This window comes from Rhizobium sp. P38BS-XIX (assembly GCF_012641435.1).
Classification (GTDB): Bacteria; Pseudomonadota; Alphaproteobacteria; order Rhizobiales; family Rhizobiaceae; genus Rhizobium.
In genome coordinates, this window is record NZ_JABAIJ010000001.1 from 1,454,025 (window position 1) to 1,478,259 (window position 24,235).

Sequence of the window (24,235 nt, forward strand, 5' to 3'; positions counted from 1 at the left end):
TTTGAAGCCGTCACACAACCTTCATGTAACGTCATTAACAGCAACGCCAGGCACTGAAAACCCTAAAGGAGGAAATGCAGTGATCTCGAAAGTTCATCGTCTTCTGACAATCTCCACCGCGATGCTCGTCGCTTCGACGGCTATTGCGGCCGCAGAACCGAGCGCCGATCTGATCGCCGCTGCCAAGAAGGAAGGCACGCTGACCACGATCGCCCTGCCCCACAACTGGTGCGGTTATGGCGACCTGATCGCAGCATTCAAGGCGAAGTACGGCATTGAAGTCAACGAACTGAACCCGGATGCCGGTTCGGGCGATGAAGTCGAAGCAATCCGCGCCAACAAGGGCAACACCGGCCCGCAGGCTCCTGATGTGATCGACGTCGGTCTCTCCTTCGGCCCGACCGCCAAGAAGGAAGGCCTGCTGCAGCCGTACAAGGTTTCCACCTGGGACTCCATTCCGGACAGCGCCAAGGATTCCGAAGGCTACTGGTACGGCGACTATTACGGCGTTCTCTCCTTCGTCACCAACAAGGACGTTGTAAAGAACCCGCCGAAGGATTGGGCTGACCTTCAGAAGCCGGAATACGCCAACACCGTTTCGCTCGCTGGCGATCCGCGCACCTCGAACCAGGCTGTTCAGGCCGTTTACGCCGCTGGTCTCGCAGCTGGCGAAAAGGATCCGGCTAAGATCGGCGCTGCTGGCCTCGACTACTTCGCCAAGCTCAACAAGGCTGGCAACTTCGTTCCGGTTATCGGCAAGTCCGCTTCGCTCGCTCAGGGCGCGACCCCGATCGTCGTGGCCTGGGACTACAACGGTCTTTCCTGGCGCGACAGCCTGAACGGCAACCCGCCGGTTGAAGTCACCGTTCCGGCTTCGGGCGTTATCGCTGGCGTTTATGTTCAGGCGATCTCGGCTTTCGCTCCGCATCCGAACGCTGCCAAGCTCTGGATGGAATTCCTGTATTCTGACGAAGGTCAGGTTGGCTGGCTGAAGGGCTATTGCCACCCGATCCGCTTCAATGATCTGGCTAAGAACAAGAAGGTTCCGCAGGAACTTCTCGACAAGCTGCCGCCGGCTGCCGCCTATGAAAAGGCCGTATTCCCGACGCTCGACGAGCAGGATGCCGGCAACAAGGCAATTACCACCAAGTGGGATTCCGTCGTCGGTTCGAACGTTCAGTAATCTAAGTTAACATGACCTCCCCGTTTCGACGGGGAGGTTTCCGTTTTTCTGACGCCGTGGATTGGGCCACTCATGAGCATCGCCACAACATCAACGATCAGTTCCTCCTCCATGATCAATAGGCGTGTCGTTGTCGATTGGCTGGGCATAGCGCCCTTCCTGATCTTCGCGCTGCTGTTTTTGATCCTGCCGACTGTCTATTTGGTCGCCGGCGCATTTCTAACGCCAGATGGAAGCTTCACGCTCAAGAACATCGCGGATCTGTTCACGCCGACGATCATGAGCGCCTACTGGATCAGTATCAAAATCTCGTTCGTTTCGGCCATCGGCGGCGCTATAATCGGCTTTTACCTTGCCTGGGCGCTGGTTCTCGGCGGCTTGCCGACTTGGATACGCCACGCGTTTCTGACCTTTTCGGGCGTCGCCTCAAATTTTGCCGGCGTGCCGCTAGCCTTCTCGTTCATAGCAACACTGGGTCGGCAGGGCCTGGTTACCGTGTTGCTCGCGCATTTCGGTTTAAATCTCTATTCCACCGGCTTCAATCTTCTCAGCTTTCTTGGCCTGACCATTACCTATATGTACTTCCAGATCCCGCTGATGGTGCTGATCATTACGCCGGCGCTTGACGGGATGAAGAAGGAATGGCGTGAAGCTGCATCCATTCTCGGCGCAACCAACGGTCAATATTGGCTGATGGTCGCTCTACCGATCCTGTGGCCGAGCCTCCTGGGCACGACTTTGCTGTTGTTCGCCAACTCTTTTGGTGCCATCGCGACGGCAATTGCGCTCACCGGCAGCTCCCTGAATATCGTTCCGATCGTGCTCTACGCACAGATCCGCGGCGACGTGCTGCACAATGCCAACCTTGGCTATGCGCTGGCGCTCGGCATGATCGTCATCACCGGTGTTTCCAACGTCATCTATATTTTGATGCGCATGCGCGCTGAACGGTGGCAGAAATGAAACTTCAAAAATTCTTTGCCTGGGTCGCGGTTGCCATCGGCCTTATTTATTTCCTCGTGCCACTTATCGGCACGCTGGAATTCTCGCTGCGCATGCGGCGCGGTGCCTATAGCTTCGACGCCTATGCGTCCGTTTTTTCGGACTTCAGCTTCATCGTCGCCTTTGCCTTCTCGATGCTGATGGCGCTGCTGACAATTATCTTCGGCATGTTGATCGTCGTGCCGACTGCCTATTGGGTGCGGCTGCGGCTCCCACAGATCCGGCCATTTGTAGAGTTTATCACGCTGATGCCGCTGGTTATTCCAGCCATCGTCATCGTATTCGGCTATCTCCGACTCTATAATTCATCGTCGATCCTGCCGCTCACAGGCTACAACTCGACAACGAATATTCTGCTTGTCTGCTCCTACATTGTATTGTCGCTTCCTTATATGTATCGTTCGGTCGATACGGCCATGCGGACCATTGACGTCGGCACGCTGACCGAAGCGGCCGAAAGCCTCGGTGCAAAATGGACGACGATCATGTTCAAATGCATCTTTCCAAATGTGATGAGCGGCGTGCTTTCCGGAGCATTCATCACGCTTGCGATCGTCATGGGTGAATTCACCATGGCGTCGTTGCTCAACCGCCCGGCATTTGGCCCCTATATGCAGCTCGTCGGCGCCAATAGAGCTTATGAACCGTCGGCTTTGGCGATCATCGCGCTCGCCGTTACCTGGCTCAGCATGGGTCTTCTCCAGCTGGTCTCCCGTTTCTCAAAATCCGCTCCGATTAAGGCGTAAGGTTCCCCGCTATGGCTTTTCTCGAACTCACCCACATCAAGAAGTCCTTTGGCGACGTTCACGTCGTTCACGATTTCAACATGAAAATCGAGAAGGGAGAATTCATTTCCTTCCTCGGGCCGTCGGGTTGCGGCAAGACGACCGTGCTGCGCATGATCGCCGGCTTCGAAACCCCGACGGCCGGCAGCTTGACGATCAACGGCAAGGATCAGCGGCCGCTTAAGCCGAACCAGCGCAATATCGGCATGGTCTTTCAGGCCTACGCGCTGTTTCCGAATATGACGGTGCATGACAACGTCGCTTTCGGCCTGAAGGTTGCCGGCGTGGCAAAGCCTGAAATTGACAAGCGCGTGAAGGAGATGCTTGCCCTTATCAAGCTCGATCATCTCGCCAGCCGCTTCCCCTATCAGATGTCCGGCGGCCAGCAGCAGCGCGTTGCACTCGCACGCGCCATCGCCGTCAAGCCGCAGGTCCTCCTGCTCGACGAGCCGCTCTCTGCTCTCGACGCCAAAATCCGCGTATCCTTGCGCGAGGAAATTCGCGCGATCCAGCAGCAGCTTGGCATCACCACGGTTTTCGTGACGCACGACCAGGAAGAAGCTCTGTCGATTTCGGATCGCATCGTCGTCATGAACGCCGGCCGCGCCGACCAGATCGGCACGCCGTTCGAAATCTACAACACGCCGGCCACGCGCTTCGTCGCCTCCTTCGTCGGTACGCTGAACCTGATCGAAGGCAAGGTCGTCGATCCCGACAGCAACCGCATCATGATCGGCGATCAGGGCGTGACCCTGAAGCAATCGGTCACGGCCTACAAGCCCGGCGATACCGTATCCCTCGCCCTGCGTCCCGAAGCCGGCTCTCTGGCGGAATCGGCCAAGGGCGACACCGCTCTGACCGGTGAAGTGTCTTCGGCGCACTTCCTGGGTTCGGTCATCCGCACCCGCATGAACGTTGCCGGCAACACGATTTCCTTCGACATGTTCAACAGCCCGGGAATGATGCCTCCGAGCGTTGGCGAGAAGGTAACGCTGCGCTTCGCCTCATCGGACCTGCTCGTCATTCAGGATTGATAATGACCCCTGCACTTCAGGGAAACTTTGAAAAATTATTCGCAAACGCCGGGTCAAAAGCCCGGCGTTTTTCTTTGATTTTCATGCGGGAAAGCATCTATAGTCCACGCGTTCTCAGGGCGGGGTGCAATTCCCCACCGGCGGTATGGGGATTTTCCCCGAGCCCGCGAGCGCCTTCCGGTTTCGGAAGGGTCAGCAGATCCGGTGAGATGCCGGAGCCGACGGTATAGTCCGGATGGAAGAGAGCAAGCAGAGTCGCACCCTTCTCCGCGCGGGGAGTGCTGCTATTTTGCGTGTTCGCCCAAGGGATAATTGACAACAACCCTTGAAAGGCAAAATTCATGACCATTTCGATTTCTACCCAGCCGAGCCGCATTGCGATCATTCGGGCCCGCTGGCACGCAGACATTGTCGATCGCTCGGTCGATTCTTTCATTGCTGAGTGGCAGACTGCGGAAGGCGCCTCGCCGATCGACATCTTCGATGTCCCCGGCGCACTGGAAATTCCGCTGCATGCCCAGACACTTGCCCGCAATGGCCGTTATTCCGCAATCGTTGCCACCGCATTCGTTGTCGACGGCGGCATCTATCGCCATGAATTCGTCGCCAATACGGTTCTTGATGCAATGATGCGCGTCCAGCTCGACACTGGAGTACCGATTCTGTCTGCGGTTCTGACACCGCACCACTTCCAGGAATCGGAAGCGCATATCCAGTTCTTCAAGGAACACTTCATCACCAAGGGCCGTGAAGTCGCCAGCGCCTGCCGCCACATACTTACGGAACGCGCCAAGCTGCTGCCAGCAGTCACGGTTTAATTTTAGCATGGTGGAGGCGCGGCATCGGCCCGCCTCCATGTCCACAAGGGAGAAATGTCTGTGACCGTCCTACGCATCATCCCAAACCTGCCCGCCGCCGATCCCGATGCAGCCCGCCTTTTCTACCACGATCTGCTCGGCCTTGATGTCGTCATGGATCATGGCTGGATACTCACCTTCGCGTCCGAAGCAGCAACGGTTCCGCAGGTCAGCGTGGCCAGCGAAGGCGGCTCCGGCACGATCGTCCCCGATCTATCGATCGAGGTCGATGACGTCGATGCGCTCTACCACCGGGCCACGACCATGGGCTTCGGCATCCTCTACGACCTCACCGACGAACCCTGGGGCGTTCGTCGCTTCTACGTCCGCGACCCGTTCGGCAAGGTGATCAATATCCTGTCGCACCAGTAGAAATGCGAGCGAACGGCCAGACCCGTCTAGCGAAGGTCGACGTTGAAAGTGATCCGCTCTGCCGACCACATCGATTCAGAATAGGTGATTGGCACCCCTTCCATGTCGGCGTCCAGCTTGCGGGTAATGAGCAGCGGAACGGATTTCGGCTGCCGCAAGAGCCTTGCCTCCTCCGCAGTCGGCATCCGCGCCTCGATCTCCGTCGAGAGACGCTCGTAGTCGGTTACGCCATAGCTGGCGAGTGCTGCCGATATGGTTGGATGTTGCAATCGCGCTTGATCGAAATCCGGAAAACGTTCGGCCGGATAATAGGAATCTCCCAGTTCGATCGGCATGCCGTCGGCCGTCATGACGCCGCGTCGATGGATGACTGCCGCACCGACGGCAAGCTTCAGATAGGCGGCGACGCGCTCTGTTGACGGGATGACCTCGTGAACAAGAAGCTCGCCGCCTGGCTCAAAACCCTGCTCAATGAGGTTCTTGGAGAAACGCGTTCGCCTGGACAGGTTATAGTCGAGGACGCCCTTGTGGACGAAGGTTCCCCGCCCCTGCTCGGCGCGAACCAGCCCACGCTGCTCCAGGTGGCCCAATGCCTGACGGACCGTAAAACGGCTAACCCCAAAACGCTGCATCAGCTCGGGTTCAGTCGGCAGTTTCTCGCCCGGCGCAAAAATCCCGGCGGCGATGTCAGTCGCCAGGATTTCACCGATCTGATGCCAGAGCGCGCTGCCGCCCTTACGGTCGATCGTCTCCATCTCAGACACGCTTCTCCAGCCGGAACAGCAGCTTGTATTCAGCTGGATAGCTCAGGGCATCGAGGATGCTTGGATAATATTTGCGATCCTTCGTGGCACGCACAAAACCATCATAGCCGAAGCGCCGGACGGAGACATCGAAGCCGGCGGCGGTGAAGGCTTCGATATAGTCCTGCGGAGAACGATCCTGCATCGGCGCATTGCTGTTGTTGCCGATAAGTTCAAGCCACTTCGGCCATAGCGGCATTTCATTATGGCAGCCGGTCACTGCGTAATAGACGCCGCCATTGTGCAAGGCCTGGAACATCCCCTCGGCATGCTCTCTCAGCTCCGGCAACAGATAGATCACCTCATAGCTGAAGGCGACGTCGAACGTGTCGGCAAAGGCCGAAAGATCGGTCGTGACATGAAACTGCAGAGGCATATTGCCGGTGGCTTCGACGGCGGCAGCCACAGACTCCGAAGCGATATCGATGCCGACACCGCGTCGCAACGGGCGCATCGCGTGGAGCAGCCGCAGGAAGCCGCCACGATTGCAGCCAAAATCCAGGACCGTCTTCGAGGAAAAATCCCGTTCCGGCACCGTCTCAATGAAATGCCGCCAATATGGGCTATGCGATTCCGCCATTGCGACGTCACCTTGCGGTTCCTTGTGCCAGGTGGCGTAAGTCGTTGCTGCGCTCGTCATGATGCTCTCGCTGTTGGAGTGGGGTGATCTTCTGTTATCAGGCCTTCATGACAATCGAATGAATTCGTCCGGACGACCGGACTTATAAAGAAGGGCAAATAAAAAAGGCCCTGCCGAAGCAGGGCCTCTTACAAAAAGATTGCTCGAAGTGGCTTACCCGCGGATCGCTTGGTCATTCGCATCGAAGCGATGCATCTGGTTCGTATCCGGCGTTGCATAGACCATCTCATCCGGTTCGTACTTATGCTCGCCGAAGAGGCGCGCAGTCAGGAGCCCGGTGCTCTCGGATTCCAGATAGATAATCGTGTCCGCACCAAGATGCTCGACATGGATGACTTTGGCGGCCCAAGTTCCCTGATCACGAGAGAGCGTGATGTGTTCCGGACGAATGCCAACGGTTTTTGCACCACTTTCACCCAGACGCTCGGCGGGAATGAAGTTCATCTGCGGCGAGCCGATGAAGCCGGCAACGAAGGTGTTGGCCGGGCGGTTATAAAGCTCCATCGGCGAACCGATCTGCTCGATCGCACCGGCATTGAGCACGACGATCTTGTCGGCAAGCGTCATCGCCTCGACCTGGTCGTGAGTGACATAGATCATCGTAGCCTTCAGGCTACGATGCAGCCGGGCAATCTCCAGGCGGGTCTGGACGCGCAGCGCCGCATCGAGATTCGACAGCGGCTCATCGAAAAGGAAAAGCTCGGGCTCGCGCACGATGGCACGACCGATCGCAACACGCTGGCGCTGGCCGCCGGAAAGCTCTGAAGGGCGACGGCCGAGATAAGGCGCAAGCGACAGCATGCCGGACGCCTTCTCGACGCGGCTGTCGATCTCGGCCTTGGGTGTACCGGCCTGCTTGAGACCCAGGCCCATATTATCCTTGACGGTCAGATGCGGATAAAGCGCGTAGGACTGGAAAACCATCGAGATGCCGCGCTTGGCGGGCGGCGTCACGGTCACATCCTGGCCGTTGATGAGCACGGCGCCGGAAGTCACGTCTTCGAGGCCTGCGATACTGCGCAGAAGGGTCGACTTGCCGCAGCCGGAAGGACCGACGAAGATGACGAACTCCCCATCCTTCACCTCGAGGTCGATCCCCTTCAGCACATCATGTGTACCGTAGGCCTTGCGAATGGATTTCAGTTGAAGCGATCCCACAGTCTTTTGTCCTTATAGATAAACGGGCTTGCCGGTGCGCACGCTCTCGTCGGCGGCAAGGCATATGCGCAGCGATTGAACGGCATCGTCCATATGGCGATTGAGGTCGATGTCTTCGCGGATTGCTTTCAGCATGAAGGCCTGCTCGAAATCGCAGAGCTCCTGATGGCCCGGTTCGCCATCCATATGAAGATCCTGATCCGGCCGGATAAACTGGCCGTTCGGGCCAGTCTCGGCGCTGTGCAACCGGATAACCGACGTCTTTGTGTGCATGTCGATATCGTCGGACTTGGCATTCTGATCCATGGCGATCGAGACCGAGCCGTTCGGCGACATCACATCCTTTACGAAGAAAGCCGTCTCCGAGATCATCGGACCCCAGGCGGCTTCGTACCAGCCGACAGAACCGTCTTCGAAAATCACCTGCAGATGGCCGTAATTATACATGTCCGGCTTGATCTCCTGCGTCAGCCGCAGACCCATCCCACGTACCTCGACGGGCTTGGCGTCGGTGATCTGGCACATGACGTCGACATAATGCACGCCGCAATCGACGATCGGCGACGTGTTCTGCATCAGCGCCTTGTGCGTCTCCCAGGTCGGACCGCTCGATTGCTGATTGAGGTTCATGCGGAACACATAGGGGCCACCGAGCTTACGCGCTTCGGCAATCAACCGCATCCATGAGGGATGATGGCGCAGGATGTAGCCGATCGTCAGCTTCTTGCCGGCCTTCTTCGCGGCAGCGACCACACGCTCGGCATCTTCGACTGTCGTCGCCAGCGGCTTCTCGACGAAGACGTGGCAGCCGGCTTCAAAGGCCATGACCGCGAAATCGGCATGGCTGTCGGAATAGGTATTGATGGAGCAGAGGTCCGGCTTCAGCTCCTTCAATGCGGTCTGGAAATCCGGATGGACCGTATATCCCTGCAACTCCACAGGCAGTTCGCGCTTGGAGCGGTTGACGAGGCCGACGATCTCGAAACCCGGATTGTGATGATAGGCCAGCGCATGGCTGCGACCCATATTGCCAAGGCCGGCAACGAGAACGCGGATCGGCTTTTCAGATGGGCTCACTTGACTGCTCCGGATGTAATGCCGCGAATGAGTTGACGCGAGAAGATGACATAAAGGATGAGGATCGGCAGGATGGCGAGCGTCAGGGCTGCCAGCACCGCATTCCAGTTGGTAACGAACTGGCCGATGAAGATCTGCGATCCGAGCGTCACCGTCTTGGTTGCTTCGCTCGGCGCGAGGATCAGCGGGAACCACAGATCGTTCCAGATCGGGATCATGGTGAAGACGGCGACCGTCGCCATCGCCGGACGGACCAGCGGCAAGACCAGACGAAAGAAAATCGCATACTCGCTGAGACCATCGATACGACCGGCATTCTTCAGGTCGTCGGAAACCGTGCGCATGAACTCGGACAGGATGAAAATCGCTAGCGGCAGCCCCTGCGCGGTGTAAACGAGGATCAGCGCCGTCAGCGTATTCACAAGACCGGCGGCGACCATGCCCTGCAGGATCGCAACCGTACCGAGGCGGATCGGGATCATGATACCGATGGCGAGATAGAGACCCATGACCGTGTTGCCACGGAACCGATACTCCGACAGCGCAAATGCGGCCATCGCCCCGAAAAGCAGCGTCAGGATGATCGCAACGATCGTCACGACAAAGCTGTTCTGGAAATAGGTCAGAAAATCACCCTGTTTCAGAACGGTGTCATAGCCGATCATGCTGAAGGAGGATGGCGTCGGGACGCTCAAGGGTGCGCGGAAAATCGAGGCACGATCCTTGAACGAATTGATGACGGTGAGGAACACCGGGAAGATGGCGATAAGCGTGTAGGCGATCAGCGCCAGGTGCACGAGGCCGGTGCGGATAGGTGAAGTGCGTGCCTTGGACATGGGTCGCCGCTCCTCAGAACTGGTAGCGGCGGATGCGCCGCTGGACGATGAAAAGATAGAACGAAACGCCGGCCAGGATGATGAGGAACATCACCGTCGCGATCGTCGCACCCATGGAACGGTCACCCAGCTGCAGCTGGAAACCAAAGAAGACGCGGTAGAGCAGCGTGCCGAGAATATCGGTCGAGCCATCTGGCCCCGCCAAAGCCCCCTGCACGGTGTAGACCAGGTCGAACGCGTTGAAATTGCCGACGAAGGTCAAGATGGAGATAATGCCGATTGCCGGTAATATCAGAGGCAGCTTGATCTTCCAGAACTGACTCCAACCGGTAACGCCATCGCATTCGGCGGCTTCGATGACCTCTTCCGGAATATTGAGCAAGGCGGCATAGATCACCATCATCGGGATGCCGATATATTGCCAGACAGAAATCAGCGCGACGGCGATCAGTGCGGTGCTTGGCTTGCCGAGCCAGGGAGCGAAGAATGACTTCAGGCCAATGACACTCAACAATTCGGGCGCGACACCCCAAAGCGGAGACAGGATCAACTTCCAGATAAAGCCGACGACGACGAAAGAGAGAAGCGTCGGCAAAAAGATTGCTGTGCGATAGAAGGCGACGAAGCGCAGCTTCGGCAAAGACAGGAGCGCGGCAAGCGCAACGCCGATCGGATTCTGCACACACATATGAATGACGAAGAAGATCAGGTTGTTGCGCAGCGCATTCCAGAAATCATGTGCCCAACGCTCGTCACCGAACAGGACTTTGAAATTGTTGAGCCCGACGAAGACAGGCTGGTTGTCGACCACATTGTAGAGCGAAAGCCGCAAGGTCTCGATCAGCGGCAGAATCATCACCGCCGTGTAGACGACGAAAGCCGGAAAAAGGAAAACGAGGATGTGCCAGCGCTTGGAGCGCCTGATCGGCGTGACCTCAAGCGTATCTGATGTCGCGGCGTCGCTCATGGCTTTCTGCCTGTTCTTCTTGGCTGCTGGTGTACGGCAGCTCAGAGGTTCAAATCCACCCGCAATGACGGCTTTGCCGCCGATCTAAAACGGCTACGGGTGTGTCGACTGCTAAGGCGAGACGATCGCCCATTCAATAATCAAAACAATGAAAAAGGGCGAGGAGCCTCAAAGACCCCTCGCCCACGAAATGCACTGCTTACTTGCCTGGCTTGTACCAGCTGTCGAGACCCTTCTGTAGCTTCTCGCCAGCCTGTTCCGGCGTATCCGTGCCGTTGATCACGTTGGCGGATTCAGTCCAGGTCTCGTTCTCCAGGTTCGGCGTTCCGCGCGACAGGATCTGATAGGTCGAGCGAACGGTCGACTTGTGATCCTTGCGCCAGGAGACGAATTCCTGAGCGAGCGGATCGCTCATCTTCACCGGATGCGAGTTCAGGCTGAAGAAGCCCGGCAGCGAATTGGCGTAGATGGTGGCGAATTCGTCGGAAGCGACCCAGTCGAGGAACTTCTTGGCTTCTTCCGGATGCTTGCTCTTGGCGTTCAGGCCGACACCGATATCCGGATGGTCGGAGATGTAGGCGGTGTCGCCAGCCTTTGCGACCGGCGGCGGGAATGCGCCCATCTTGAACTGCGCCTGGGTGTTGAAGAGAGCAATTTCCCAGGAGCCGGCCGGATAGATCGCAGCCTTGCCGAGCGTGAAGAGGTTCTGGCTGTCGGAATAGCTCTGAGCTTCGAAGCCGTCACCGAGGTAGGGCTTCCACTTGGCCAGTTCCTTGTAGGGATCAACCCATGCGGCGTCCGTCAGCTTTTCCTTGCCGGCGATCAGAGCCTTGCGGCCTTCTTCGCCCTTCCAGTAATTCGGGCCGATATTCTGGTAGCCCATGGTTGCGGCTTCCCACAGATCCTTGGTACCCATGGCCATCGGGATGTAGGTGCCGTCGGCCTTGATCTTGTCGAGCGCGGCGAAGAACTCATCGCGCGTCGCCGGGACCTTGATGCCGAGCTTGTCGAAGGCGTCCTTGTTGTAGATGAAGCCGTGGATGACCGAAGCCATCGGCACGCAGAAGGTCGACTTGCCGTCATCGGTAGACCATGCGGCCTTGGCAACTGCGGAGAAATTCTCCATGCCCTTGAGCTTCGTCAGGTCGGAAAGGAGCTTCTTGTTGAAGAGGTCGAGCGAAGCGTCGAACGGACGGCAGGTGATGATGTCGCCTGCGGAACCGGCATCAAGCTTGGCATTCAGCGATGCGTTGTATTCAGTCGGAGCGGTCGGCGAGAAGACGATCTTGATGCCGGGATTCTTGGCTTCGAAGGCCGGAATGATCTTTTCCTGCCAGATCTGCAGGTCGTCGTTGCGCCAGCTTTCAACCGTCAGCGTCACATCGGCCGCATGCGCCAGGCTGACAGAGGTCAGCAGGCTCGACGCAAGAAGCAAGCCCTTCAGAACATTGGTTTTCATTTCCCTCTCCTGTTTTCCGCGCCTGTAGCAAGGCGCTGTTCTCGATCTGAAAATCCGCGGGCCTGTCCGAGGAAACGGTCAGCGCCCTGTCGGGACCGCCAAATTTGCCGATCCCCCATGCAAAAGACGTCACAGGCAAGCGCCTGATCGGCCGGATAAATCGCCCCCACCGTCAAGGACAGAGGCGCAGCAAGAACCACACGGGAATTTCATGACGAATGCCGAAACAGGATCCTCCTGATCCCTTCGGCTTGGACAACGACGAGATGCCGCCGGCTGTTGTTATTCTGCCGGCCTTGCCGACGTCCTCTTCTCACTGTTCCCTTGAGACGAATTAAGGCCAAAAAAATACCAATTGTCCAGCCGATTTTAACACCACAAGCTAAAAACTCGATGCAAAAAAAATTTCTCTATTTATTTCAATGGGATAATAAAGGGAAAAATTGGCCGGATTGCCTATTGGTAAATGGTATTTTTTTGGTATTGTATTGAAAAGTGAGGAACAGGCGGCGTCCGGAGGCATGATGGGGCAGTTTGCAATAGGCATCGACGGCGGCGGAACGAGCTGCCGCGCGGCTGTGATAAACCAGGCGGGACAGGTTCTCGGCACAGGAAAAGCCGGCGCATCCAACATTCTATCTGACCTCGAAAACTCGCTGATCAACATCGTTGCGTCCGCGCGGCAGGCACTGGCAGATGCAGGCCTCGCCCCTGAACTTACGGAGAAGCTGCCTGCCGTGATCGGCACGGCCGGCGCCAATGTCGGTAACTATGGGAAACGCGTCGAGGGCGCACTCCCGTTCGCCAGTTCTCGCGTGGTGACAGACGCAACCATCGCTCTTCAAGGTGCGCTGGGGGATGCGGATGGTGTGATCGGGGCTTTCGGCACGGGCTCGGTTTATAACGCCCGTCGTGACGGCAAGATTTGGGGAATTGGTGGCTGGGGGTTCGTTGTCGGTGATCAGTCGAGCGGCGCGCGTCTCGGTCGCGACCTGCTTGAACATACCCTTCTCGCATATGATCGAGTGACAGAAAAATCGCCGCTGACGGACGCGATCATGGCCGAATATGGTGGCGATCCCGAACGCATCGTCGAATTTGCACATGCGTCCAAACCGAAAGACTTCGCCCGTTACGCGCCCGTCATCTTTGAACATGCCCAAATGGAAGATGCAATCGCCGTCGATATCGTAAAGTCAGCCGCAAAAGCGATAGCGGAAAGCCTGGATGCGCTGCTTTGGGCCGAATGCCCTTCGATCTGCCTGTTGGGAGGACTGGCCAATGCCTATCGCCCCTGGCTCAATGAACGCCATAAAGCGCTGCTCGCCGAACCCAAGGGAGATGTGCTACGCGGAGCAGTGGAGCTTGCGGCAAAATTGTTCCGCGAGGGAGAGGGAAATCGGGGATGATCGAGGATCTGAGTACCATCTTCTCACCGGAACGCCTGTCAGGCGGCGGCACTGGACCGCTCTACGTAAAGCTGCGGCGCACGCTTGAGGAAGCGGTGAAGATTGGCAGGCTGAAGCATGGGGATGCGCTTCCGCCAGAACGCGATATCGCGGAATTTGCGGCAGTCAGCCGTGTTACCGTGCGCAAGGCGATCGACGACTTGGTCGCCGAAGGAATACTTGTCCGCCGTCATGGATCGGGGACGTTCGTCGCCAAGCCCGTCTCAAAAGTGGAGCAACGCCTATCGCAGCTGACGTCCTTTACCGAAGACATGGCGCGGCGCGGTATGACCGCGCGCTCGGAATGGCTGCACAAGGGCATTCACACGCCCTCACCCGACGAGATGATGATTCTCGGTCTTGCTGCCGATACCAGGGTGTCGAGGCTCAGTCGCCTGCGAATCGCAGACGATCAGCCGCTCGCGATAGAGCATGCCAGCGTCTCAGGGGAGTTTTTGCCAGATCCTTCGATCGTGACGACGTCGCTTTATGCAGAGCTGGAGAAGCGGGAGGTCCGCCCCGTGCGCGCCGTTCAGCGTATCTCGGCAACGAACATGAAGGAATCGGATGCGGAACTGCTCGGCGTATCGGTCGGAGCTGCCGGTCTTTCGATCGAACGCATTTCCTACCTTGGCTCGGGTCGGGCGGTGGAGTTCACCAGATCGCTTTATCGGGGAGACGCCTACGATTTCGTCGCGGAGCTGACAATCGGCGCCAATTGATGGGTTCAAAATTTACGATGAAAATCAGATAAATACCGCCGCAAGATGATTCAAGTCGCGGCGGCCGGCATATATAAGTGAGCCTGTGAGAAAAAGGCTCCAAGCCATTGTGACGACTCGCGATCAGGCCGCGTCGTCGATTGGCGCCTCGCTCTTTGCGGGCACGTAATTTAGCACTGGCCCAAGCCAACGCTCAACCTCTTCAACGGGCATGTTCTTACGGACGGCGTAGTCCTCGACCTGATCGCGCTCGACCTTGGCCACCCCGAAATAGTAGGAAGCCGGGTGCGCAATGTAGATACCCGAAACCGAAGATCCGGGCCACATCGCGTAGCTTTCCGTCAACGTGACACCTGCGGCAGCCTCTGCATCAAGCAACCGGAAAAGCGTTTTCTTTTCCGTATGATCGGGCTGCGCCGGATAGCCGGGCGCCGGGCGAATACCAGCATAGGCTTCCGAGACCAACTCCTCGCTGGAGAAGCTTTCGTCTTCCGCATACCCCCAGAATTCACGACGCACGCGCTCGTGCATCCGCTCGGCGAATGCTTCGGCAAAGCGATCCGCAAGCGCCTTCACCAGAATCGACGAGTAATCGTCATTGGCACGTTCAAACCGCTCGGCAATGGCAACTTCTTCGATGCCAGCCGTCACGACAAATCCGCCAACATAGTCGGCCACACTGCTCGAAACCGGAGCTACGAAATCCGATAGGGCAACATTCGGTCGACCGTCACGCTTCGAGAGCTGCTGGCGCAGCGTGTAGAACGTCGCAAGCTCCGCAGAACGGGTTTCATCCGTAAACAGCTTGATATCGTCGCCGACGGCGCCAGCAGGCCAAAACCCGATCACGGCTCTGGGCCGGAACCAGTTCTCCGCGATGATCTTCTCGAGCATTGCCTGCGCGTCGCCATAGAGCTGCCGAGCAGCCTCGCCTTGCTTCTCATCCTCAAGAATCGCCGGGAAGCGCCCCTTCAGCTCCCAAGTCTGGAAGAAAGGCGTCCAGTCGATGTACTTCGCGAGCTCCGCGAGATCGTAATTTTCGAAAATCTTCGTTCCAAAGAACTTGGGCTTGACGGGCTTATAGCTCGCCCAATCGACCTTCTCGGCATTCTCGCGGGCCCTCGCAATCGGCAGACGCACCTTCTCCGCCTCACTGCGAGCGTGAGCGGCCGCAACCTTGGCATATTCGGCTTTGATGGTGTCGACGTAGCCTTTCTTTGCCTCGGGAGAAAGCAGCGCCGACACGACACCAACGGCACGGCTGGCATCGGTCACGTATACCGTCTGACCCTTCTCATAGCGCGGATGGATCTTCACGGCCGTATGCACACGGCTTGTGGTCGCGCCGCCGATCAGAAGTGGAATATCGAAGCCCTGCCGCTCCATTTCGGAGGCGACATGCACCATTTCATCCAGTGAGGGTGTGATGAGACCGGACAGGCCGATAATATCCACCTTTTCTGATATCGCCGTCTCCAGGATTTTCGTCGCCGGCACCATCACGCCGAGATCGATGATCTCATAATTGTTGCAGGCAAGCACGACGCCGACGATGTTCTTTCCGATATCGTGCACGTCGCCCTTGACGGTCGCCATCAGCACCTTGCCGGCAGCCTGACGTTCGCCGCTTCCGCCATTGGCAAGCTTTTCAGCCTCCATGTAAGGCAGAAGAACAGCAACGGCCTGCTTCATTACGCGGGCGGACTTTACCACCTGCGGCAAGAACATCTTGCCGGCACCGAACAGATCACCAACGACGTTCATGCCAGCCATCAACGGCCCTTCGATAACATGCAAGGGACGCTCTACCGTCAGACGTGCTTCTTCGGTATCAGCCTCGATATAGTCGGTGATGCCGTTGACCAGCGCGTGCTCCAACCGCTTGGCGACCGGCCATTCACGCCAGGAAAGATCCTGTGTCTTGACTTCCTTGCTGCCAGACCCGCGAAAGCGCTCGGCGATATCAAGCAGCCGCTCGGTGCCATCCGGCCGGCGGTTGAGCACCACGTCCTCGCACGCCTCGCGCAGTTCGGGGTCGATATTGTCATAGACCGCAAGCTGACCCGCATTGACGATGCCCATGTCCATGCCAGCCTGAATGGCATGATAGAGAAACACGGCGTGCATTGCTTCACGAACGGGTTCATTGCCACGGAAGGAAAAGGACAGGTTCGACACACCGCCAGAGATATGCACCAGCGGCATGGTCCGACGGATCGTCCGCGTCGCTTCAATGAAGTCGACACCATAGTTGTTGTGTTCTTCAATACCCGTCGCAACGGCGAAGATATTCGGATCGAAGATGATGTCTTCCGGCTGCAGGCCGGCCGTTTCCGTCAATAACTTATACGCGCGCGTGCAAATCTCGACTTTGCGCTCATAGCTATCGGCCTGTCCCTGTTCATCGAATGCCATGACGACAACGGCAGCGCCGTACATGCGCATCAGGCGAGCCTGTTTCAGGAAGTTCTCTTCACCCTCCTTCAACGAGATCGAGTTGACGATCGGCTTACCCTGCACGCACTTCAAGCCGGCTTCAATGATCGAGAATTTCGAACTGTCGATCATGACAGGAACACGCGCGATATCCGGTTCGGCGGCGATCAGGTTCAGGAACTCCACCATCGCCTTTTCGGAATCGATCAGGCCTTCGTCCATATTGATGTCGATGACCTGCGCACCGTTTTCGACCTGATCGCGAGCAACGGCAAGCGCCGCGGTATAGTCGGCATTCGTAATCAGCTTGCGGAATTTGGCCGACCCGGTGACGTTCGTACGCTCACCGACATTGACGAAGGGAATGTCTTTGGTCAGCTCGAACGGCTCGAGACCCGACAAGGACATAAAGGGTCGATGCTCGGCCAGCTGGCGCGGCGGATATTTGGAAACAGCCTGGGCGATTGCCGCAATGTGTTCCGGCGTAGAGCCGCAGCAGCCGCCGACGATATTGACGAGGCCTTCGCGAGCAAACTCCTCGACCTGCGCCGCCATCATATCAGGCGTCTCGTCATACTGACCGAATTCGTTCGGCAATCCGGCATTGGGATAGGCACAGATGAAGGTATCCGCAGCAGCTGAAAGCTCCTGCAGATGCGGCCGCATAGCGTTTGCGCCAAGCGCGCAATTGAGACCCACGGTGAAGGGGCTTGCATGGCGCACGGAATTCCAGAACGCCGATGGCGTCTGGCCCGACAATGTGCGACCGGAAAGGTCAGTGATCGTGCCAGAGATCATGACCGGCAGATGGATGCCCTTCGCCTCGAAACGCTCCTCGCAGGCAAAGATTGCCGCCTTGGCGTTCAACGTATCGAAAATGGTCTCAATCAGAATGATATCGGCACCGCCATCGATGAGACCGTCGATCTGCTCGCCATAAGCAAGGCGCAGATCGTCGAAGCTCACGGCACGATAACCGGGATTATTGACGTCGGGGGAAATCGAGGCGGTGCGGTTGGTCGGGCCGATGGCGCCAGCCACGAAGCGGCGTTTGCTATCTTCACGCTCGGCCCTAATCGCGGCGCGACGAACGATTTCGGCACCTTCTTTATTGAGGTCGTAAACCGCGCCTTCCATCTGATAATCCGCCTGCGCGATGCTGGTGGACGAGAAAGTATTGGTTTCGAGAATGTCGGCGCCAGCCTTGGCATAGCGATAATGAATGTCTTCGATCGCATCCGGCTGGGTCAGAATAAGAAGGTCGTTATTGCCCTTCTGATGACAGGCACAGCCTATAAAACGATGACCACGAAACTGATCTTCATCAAAGCCGAGCCCCTGGATCTGCGTGCCCATGGCACCATCAAGCACGAGAATTCGCTCGCTGGCAGCCTTGCGCAAAGCTGCAAAGATCTCGCTGCCATCGCGCTTCGTCGTATCCGAACCAAAAAGAGTGTCAAACATATGCGAATTCCTTTGGCCTGATTGCGACTTCGCACTCAGATCACATAAAGATATCTTTATGTCAACATATCTATGCTTTTGTTTGGTGAACTGCAAGCACGCCGTTTCCAAAGTCTAAGGGTCTCAGAAAATTGGAGAGCCCGAATTGCCATTAACCCATGGACAATACGGGGTTAGCGACACAGTTTCACTTCATTACGCCATGACAGCGCTTTCGGGCGGCGCTATACGGCTTTTGAAAAAGAATCCCAGGAGGATGGCATGAACATACAGGTTGAACCGGCGACGCTCGGAAACTGGACTACGCGCGCTTATCACCGGCGTTGGCTGCTCGATCAGGCGAGCGCGCTTTTCGACTTTTTCCAGTATCGTGCCGTCAATCCCAAGGGCGGCTTCTACGACATGAACGATGCCGGCAAGCCCTTGGATGCCTCCAATCCTGTCCGCGGCATTCATTCCACGGCTCGTATGGTGCATTGCTTCTCGATTGGATCACTGCTGGGCCGTCCCGGCGCCAATGAGATTGTCGACCACGGCATGAACTATCTCTGGAATCAGCACCGCGATACCGCGCATGGCGGTTACGTCTGGTCGCTCAACAATGACGGCCCGGTTGATTCCAGCAAGCAGGGCTATGGTCATGCATTCGTTCTGCTGGCGGCATCGTCCGCAAAGACGATCGGCCATCCCTTGGCGGACGGCATGCTTGCGGATGTGACCGAAATTCTGAATACAAAGTTTTGGGAGCCAAAGCACGGCGCCATTGCTGAGGAGTTCAATCAGGATTGGTCGCCAATCGACGGCGGCAGCTATCGCGGTCAGAATTCCAACATGCATTTGACGGAAGCTTTGATGGCCGCCTTCGAGGCGACGGGAGACAAGGCATATCTCGAAAAGGCTGAAAGCATCGCAGATCTGGTTATCCGTCGTTCAGCAGGCTCCGTCGGTTGGCGCGTTGCAGAGCACTTCAATTCCGACTGGGTGCTCGACAAGGACTACCGCGGCAACGAAATGTTCCGCCCATCCGGCACGACGCCGGGGCATTGGCTGGAATGGGCCCGCCTTATCCTGCAGCTGTGGTCATTGGGCGACAAACGTCACGACTGGATGCCGGACGCAGCAAAAGGCCTGTTCTCACAGTCGATGGCACTCGGATGGGATAGCGAAAAAAGCGGATTCTTCTACACCCTCGACTGGGAGGACGCTCCCGCAAAGCGCAACAAGCTCTGGTGGCCGGCATGCGAAGGCGCTGGTGCAGCCCATTATTTGAATGAGCATCTTCCGAACGATTTCCACGAGGAGAGCTATCGCAAGATCTGGAGCGTGATTGCTCAATCCTTTATCGATCACGCCAATGGTGGCTGGCACGAAGAACTGACTGAAAACCTTATTCCAGCGCACACGCTATTTCCCGGAAAGGGCGATATCTACCACGCCCTTCAGGCCTGCCTGATCCCCCTCTTCCCGGCAACCGGCAGCTTGACGAAGGTGATCGCCGAGGCAGGCGGTAACATCTAGAAATGCATTCGGCGTCAGGCTCATTGCCTGACGCCGCTGTCTCTTCTTATGAAAGACTAAGGTTGTGAAGTTCGTGGCCAAGCGTCAGTGCCAAGGCCTCGACAACGAGATTATGGTCTTCACGCTGAGGAAGCCCGGAAACCGTAACCGCACCGATACAACCTGTTCCATTGACAAAGATCGGGAAGCTTCCGCCGGACGCGGCATAATCGGCGCTGGAAAGTCCGTTATCCTCGATCGTCTTTCCTTGCTGCTGCAGCCGCAAGGTACTGGCATAGCTGCTCCGGAAATACCGCAGAACCATGTTGCGCTTTCTGCGTATCCAGTTGGAATTATCGGGTGTGGAACCCGGCAGCGCTATATAAAATACCGGCATCGAGTGCAGCGTGATATCGATTGCAACGCCAAGATTTCGTTCGCTCGCCAAATCACGCAGCAGCTTGCCGAGGACCCAGGCGGTCGAAAGATCGAAAGCATCGAAGCGTAACGTGTCTTCTTGTTGTGCGATGCGATTGAGGTCCTGGTCGGTCGTCATGAAAAGCCTTCCTAAACATGGATTGACTTATCAAACGTGCAGAAGGGGATTTGTCCACCTATCTCTTTGGTATTTCAAAACCAAGTTGCCACTTTTGACCAATCAGGAGATCATATTCTGGTGGTTCAAAGGCTTCAAAGCCACCGCCCGGATAAAACGTCAGCTCGCCGACGCGAACCCAATCTGCCGATGCGTAAAGATCGACACGGACGAAATCGATGTCGCGCGCCACCGTTTCGGCAATGTGGATCATGTGGTCGAGTTGTGGCGGACGCGCAACATCGCCCGGATAAAGGCCGAGATAGTCACGATCATAGAACGGCAGTTTCTGCCAGTTCGGAGTATAATTGCAGGAATAACCCCGGCCGTTCTCACGTATGTCGATTTCGATATGCGAGACCTTCCCGTTGAAGGTAAATAGTCGATAGTCCCACGGCACTCGTCCCTCGACGAGCAGCATGCTCTCGATCAAAATACGAGGCTCGATCTGGCTGTAAGCCCACTCCCGGTTATAGGAAGCGTGATCGATGGCCAGCCATTCCGCCGACGGATTGTTCTTGATAAGCCGATCCACATCAGCTTCGGTATATAGAAAGCGCCCTACTCCGCTGGCATGCGTGGGCTTGACGACAACGGGGAGAGCTATCTTGGACCAATCGACATCGGCCAGGTCTGTGCCGACCCAGAGTGTCGGAATGATATGCTCGCTTCCGACCCGTTCCGCGATCAGCATCTTCGCGTCTGCTTTATCAATGAAGCGCGAAAACAGGGGATTGCGGTCATAAAGCTTTCTAGCCTGAAGCTTTTCCGTAAAACTGCGAGGCGATGCCAAATTGGGAAACTTGCCACAGATGACACGATATTTCAGTGCGCAGTAAGGTCCATCAGGAAGCGGCGATAAAATTCGCCATAAAAGATTGTGCATCCGCTCGCGCAATCCTTTTTGGAGGTATCCTGGAATGAGAAAACCATCCTGATCGGCGGTCCTATCTGTCATGGCGGCCATCTTGAACTTCAGCTTAAGCATGTCGCGCAACAGCGCTAAGCGGTTTTGCTATAACGACATGCGCAACATCAAAGACTTAAAACGCAGGAAGCGAACTTGAGGGATCGCGACGCGCTTTAGAACGCACGCGAAAATTATCAGCCGGCCTTTAACACAAGGTTATGCGGCGGCCTTCAAGATGGATTGCATGAGCGAGTCTGAATCAAATCTTCTCAAAAGCTCCCTGATCAGTCTGGCGGCAACGGCAATTTCGTTGGCGGCCGGCTTTGTAAGCAGCGTTATTGCCGCTCGCTTGCTTGGCCCGGCGGGATCCGGCAAGGTCGCCTATGCTTTATGGGTAGCAACCTCGGCAGCAACGTTGGCAGATATGGGCCTTCCTCAGACGCTGCTCCGAAACGCCGGGACGCTCTCAGGCAATGGGGAAGCATGGAAGGTACTGGTTCGTACCGCACTCCGCAGCTTCATCATTTCACTTGGTATGGTGGGCGCAGCCATCTTGGTCTTTGCCGCCATCACCTATATCCAACGCGACGCCCGCCATGCCTGGTTCTGGATCATCACCGGCCTTCTATTCGTCAGTTATGCGTTTTATGTGTTTTCTACAGCAATCGCGCGAGCGCGAAACCGCTTTGCTGAGACGGCAAGAACCACGGCCATCGGAGGGCTCTTACAGATTCCTTTCGTCTTTTTGGGCGCGTGGTTATTCGGCCCAACGGGCGCACTGATTGGGTATATCGCTCGCTATCTGCCCCAAGCACTGCGACTACGTGGTTATATCGATCGCGATACGAAATCCTCACAGCAAGCTTTGACACCGGAAATGCACCGCTATGGTCGCTACATCTGGCTCAGCGACCTTATTGAGATTCTCGTCCTTTCGCGCATCGAATTCCTCTTTCTTGGATTCTTTCTATCGCCAACGAGTATCGGATATTTTGCCGCCGGGCTCGGTCTCGCAGGATTGATCGAACAGGTGATGCTGCAGATCTCACCGGCCTTGATTGTCAGTTTCACCGAAGCGCACGCAAGAAATGATCAGCGAATGCTAAATGCCGCGTATAGCCGTGTCATTCGCATCGTCGCCCTTATTATGCTCCCCATCAGCTTTGGCGGCGCTGCCATTATGCCTGATCTCATGCCGCTCATCTTTGGCGAGGCTTTTGAGCCTGCGATACCGGCTGCGGCAACCCTGCTCGCCTTCGTCTGGATCGCCGGCTTATCCGTGATCGCTTGGGGCATCATCGGCGCGTCCGGTCGTAGCATCCTTCTGCTCCGTGTGCAGATTATATGCGGCGTCACGATGATACTGTTGCTCACCGCCTTTGTGCCCTCTATGGGCCTGGAGGGCGCCGCTCTCGCCCGTGCGGCGATTATAACGTTGACATTTATTCTGCTGAGCTTGACCGCCTGGAAACATGTCCAGGTATCGGTGCCAGTCTTACCGTTGGCGAAAACGATACTTGCGGCGGCAACTTGTGCGGCAGCGGCTGGAGGCTGCATCTACGCTCTTGATGGAGTTCCAGCAATCGCAACCGCCATTCCCGCTGGCGCGATGGCATATATGTTGGCCGTACGCCTGCTGCGCCTGATAAATTCTGAAGACGTGCAGATACTGATGGATACGGCGGGCGGACGTCTGACTGATCGTTCACGTCTTTATACGAGCAAGCTACTCGTATTTCTTGCTCCAGACTGACGTATCACAACTGACCGAAGGCGGCGGCCATCGTCCGCCGGGCGACCTCATCCCAGGTCAGGATACCATGACGAAAAGCCAACGACCGCCGCATATTCAGCGCGGCATCGACCTTTCCTCGCCACTCGCTCTCTCCATCCAGCCGATAACCAATGCCATTCGGCCGCGCAAAAGGAACGAGATCCGGCAACAAGATCGGTAAACCACAATAGCTGTATTGAGCCAACTTCAAGCTCGACTCTGCCAAGTAAACTTCATCTGCAGTTAGGCGGTATGGAGCGATGCCAAAATCGGCATGCTGCAGATAAGGAACTATGCTTTCGAAATCTCTCTCGCCATAGATCATGACATTCGGCGGCGCCCACCCGCTCCACGCTGCCCCGAAAACATGGAAGTTTACCTCCGGTGCCGCAGTCGCCATAGCGTGGACGGCACCCTGGTCAAAAAGCATATTACCGATCGAAATGGCATTCTTGCTGCCGGCTTCATAAGGAGAGGGCTGCTTGCGATCGAACAATAAAGCGTCGACACCCTGCGGAACTACTTTTACGTCTCCACCGGGAGGAAGAAGAACTCCGAGCCGTTCTGAGGGGACACACACGGCATCAAAGCGGTTGATTTCAGTCGCCTGTATGTTCTGCAGGACTGGGGCAGCCCCGACGCTTTTTAGCAGGTCGCGACAAAAATAGAGGGTCCTTGCTTTGGGATTGAGCTTTTTGATCTGGCCGAAAAACGCCAGAGCAGACCCGCTTTCCACCAGGACAAGATCTGCATCCGCAATCACATCGCGCGCAAACCGTGGGATGTAACGACCATAGAGACGAAACAGGATCGTATTCGCCGCATTGAGAAAACGGTTGCTCGAGCTGAATGCATGCAGCGGGGGAAGATAAGCGCCTGCACTTAAATTAGCACCGTCAACTGCTTGAAATCGATTTGCCTGAACTTTCGATAACGAGCGAAAGCGCGCGCGATCCTTAAGCATCGTCAGCCAGCTGTGACCGATCGTCAGAAAATGAACGTCATGCCCCTGCCCGGCCCAACAGGACGCAACAAAATGGATCGACGCCTTGCGATATCCGCGCAGGAACACATGCGATGTTAAGATAACGATCTTTCGCCGTGGCTGGGCCACATCAAAGGCCAACGTTGCTTCCTGATTTGCCAAAGGCGTTCCTCAACAGCGCCCCTCTGCCGGTTTCCGCATGGCCGACATCAAAACGTCGAAAGGCTGCAA

Annotated in this window: 21 protein-coding genes and 1 riboswitch; of the genes, 10 read left to right on the top strand and 11 right to left on the bottom strand. The window is 56.7% G+C overall.

The features are described from left to right. Positions 1-79 precede the first annotated feature (79 nt). The 6 genes from HGP17_RS07005 to HGP17_RS07030 all read left to right on the top strand — a co-directional run bounded on the left by HGP17_RS07005 (position 80) and on the right by HGP17_RS07030 (position 5,233). A complete protein-coding gene (locus HGP17_RS07005; RefSeq protein ID WP_168807201.1) occupies positions 80-1,183 on the top strand; it encodes an ABC transporter substrate-binding protein in 1,104 nt (367 codons plus the stop codon). Positions 1,184-1,255: 72 nt separating this feature from the next. Continuing rightward, positions 1,256-2,146, top strand: coding sequence for an ABC transporter permease subunit (locus HGP17_RS07010; protein WP_168807203.1), 891 nt, complete (start codon positions 1,256-1,258; stop codon positions 2,144-2,146). Then, positions 2,143-2,931 carry an ABC transporter permease gene (locus HGP17_RS07015; protein WP_168807205.1) on the top strand — a complete coding sequence of 263 codons (789 nt, stop codon included), beginning with the start codon at positions 2,143-2,145 and terminating at the stop codon, positions 2,929-2,931. Before HGP17_RS07010 ends, HGP17_RS07015 begins: the two co-directional genes overlap by 4 nt. Before the next feature lie 11 nt (positions 2,932-2,942). Beyond that, positions 2,943-4,004: an ABC transporter ATP-binding protein gene (locus HGP17_RS07020; RefSeq protein WP_168807207.1), complete on the top strand. Its 1,062-nt coding sequence runs from the start codon at positions 2,943-2,945 to the stop codon at positions 4,002-4,004. A 106-nt stretch (positions 4,005-4,110) separates the two neighbouring features. Beyond that, a riboswitch (FMN riboswitch) is annotated at positions 4,111-4,255 on the top strand. Positions 4,256-4,345: 90 nt separating this feature from the next. Further along, entirely contained in the window at positions 4,346-4,822 is a 477-nt protein-coding gene (locus HGP17_RS07025; RefSeq protein ID WP_168807209.1) for a 6,7-dimethyl-8-ribityllumazine synthase, read from the top strand. Positions 4,823-4,882: 60 nt separating this feature from the next. Then, complete coding sequence (locus HGP17_RS07030) at positions 4,883-5,233, top strand: VOC family protein (RefSeq protein ID WP_168807211.1); 351 nt, start codon at positions 4,883-4,885, stop codon at positions 5,231-5,233. A gap of 26 nt (positions 5,234-5,259) precedes the next feature. On the opposite strand, the gene phnF is transcribed toward HGP17_RS07030, so the two are convergent. The 7 genes from phnF to HGP17_RS07065 all read right to left on the bottom strand — a co-directional run bounded on the left by phnF (position 5,260) and on the right by HGP17_RS07065 (position 12,173). Then, positions 5,260-5,988, bottom strand: coding sequence for a phosphonate metabolism transcriptional regulator PhnF (phnF, locus tag HGP17_RS07035; RefSeq protein WP_168808126.1), 729 nt, complete (start codon positions 5,986-5,988; stop codon positions 5,260-5,262). A gap of 1 nt (position 5,989) precedes the next feature. Beyond that, positions 5,990-6,676, bottom strand: a complete 687-nt coding sequence (locus HGP17_RS07040; protein WP_168807213.1) for a class I SAM-dependent methyltransferase — start codon at positions 6,674-6,676, stop codon at positions 5,990-5,992. Positions 6,677-6,829: 153 nt separating this feature from the next. Beyond that, positions 6,830-7,834, bottom strand: coding sequence for an ABC transporter ATP-binding protein (locus HGP17_RS07045; protein WP_168807214.1), 1,005 nt, complete (start codon positions 7,832-7,834; stop codon positions 6,830-6,832). A gap of 12 nt (positions 7,835-7,846) precedes the next feature. Continuing rightward, entirely contained in the window at positions 7,847-8,911 is a 1,065-nt protein-coding gene (locus HGP17_RS07050) for a Gfo/Idh/MocA family oxidoreductase (protein WP_168807215.1), read from the bottom strand. Beyond that, on the bottom strand, positions 8,908-9,747 hold the full coding sequence (locus tag HGP17_RS07055) for a carbohydrate ABC transporter permease (protein WP_168807216.1): 840 nt from the start codon (positions 9,745-9,747) through the stop codon (positions 8,908-8,910). The genes HGP17_RS07050 and HGP17_RS07055 overlap by 4 nt, the downstream gene beginning before the upstream one ends. Before the next feature lie 13 nt (positions 9,748-9,760). After that, complete coding sequence (locus HGP17_RS07060) at positions 9,761-10,714, bottom strand: sugar ABC transporter permease (protein ID WP_168807217.1); 954 nt, start codon at positions 10,712-10,714, stop codon at positions 9,761-9,763. Positions 10,715-10,913: 199 nt separating this feature from the next. Further along, positions 10,914-12,173 (bottom strand): ABC transporter substrate-binding protein, encoded by a 1,260-nt coding sequence (locus HGP17_RS07065; RefSeq protein ID WP_168807218.1) that lies wholly within the window; start codon positions 12,171-12,173, stop codon positions 10,914-10,916. Between the two features lie 524 nt (positions 12,174-12,697). Here HGP17_RS07065 and HGP17_RS07070 point away from each other — a divergent pair. Further along, positions 12,698-13,582, top strand: a complete 885-nt coding sequence (locus HGP17_RS07070) for a BadF/BadG/BcrA/BcrD ATPase family protein (RefSeq protein ID WP_168808127.1) — start codon at positions 12,698-12,700, stop codon at positions 13,580-13,582. Further along, entirely contained in the window at positions 13,579-14,343 is a 765-nt protein-coding gene (locus HGP17_RS07075; RefSeq protein WP_168807219.1) for a GntR family transcriptional regulator, read from the top strand. The genes HGP17_RS07070 and HGP17_RS07075 overlap by 4 nt, the downstream gene beginning before the upstream one ends. A gap of 123 nt (positions 14,344-14,466) precedes the next feature. Here HGP17_RS07075 and metH read toward each other — a convergent pair whose 3' ends face one another. Then, a complete protein-coding gene (metH, locus tag HGP17_RS07080; protein ID WP_168807221.1) occupies positions 14,467-18,243 on the bottom strand; it encodes a methionine synthase in 3,777 nt (1,258 codons plus the stop codon). Positions 18,244-18,504: 261 nt separating this feature from the next. On the opposite strand from metH, the gene HGP17_RS07085 reads away from it, so the two are divergent. Then, complete coding sequence (locus HGP17_RS07085; RefSeq protein ID WP_168807222.1) at positions 18,505-19,761, top strand: AGE family epimerase/isomerase; 1,257 nt, start codon at positions 18,505-18,507, stop codon at positions 19,759-19,761. A 46-nt stretch (positions 19,762-19,807) separates the two neighbouring features. Here HGP17_RS07085 and HGP17_RS07090 read toward each other — a convergent pair whose 3' ends face one another. Next, entirely contained in the window at positions 19,808-20,296 is a 489-nt protein-coding gene (locus HGP17_RS07090; RefSeq protein ID WP_168807223.1) for a heme-degrading domain-containing protein, read from the bottom strand. A 58-nt stretch (positions 20,297-20,354) separates the two neighbouring features. Continuing rightward, entirely contained in the window at positions 20,355-21,302 is a 948-nt protein-coding gene (locus HGP17_RS07095) for an ATP-grasp fold amidoligase family protein (RefSeq protein WP_246703960.1), read from the bottom strand. Positions 21,303-21,489: 187 nt separating this feature from the next. Here HGP17_RS07095 and HGP17_RS07100 point away from each other — a divergent pair, with 187 nt between their 5' ends. Continuing rightward, positions 21,490-22,998, top strand: coding sequence for an oligosaccharide flippase family protein (locus tag HGP17_RS07100; protein ID WP_168807225.1), 1,509 nt, complete (start codon positions 21,490-21,492; stop codon positions 22,996-22,998). A gap of 4 nt (positions 22,999-23,002) precedes the next feature. On the opposite strand, the gene HGP17_RS07105 is transcribed toward HGP17_RS07100, so the two are convergent. After that, positions 23,003-24,166 carry a polysaccharide biosynthesis protein GumK gene (locus HGP17_RS07105; RefSeq protein WP_205925799.1) on the bottom strand — a complete coding sequence of 388 codons (1,164 nt, stop codon included), beginning with the start codon at positions 24,164-24,166 and terminating at the stop codon, positions 23,003-23,005. Positions 24,167-24,235 lie beyond the last annotated feature (69 nt).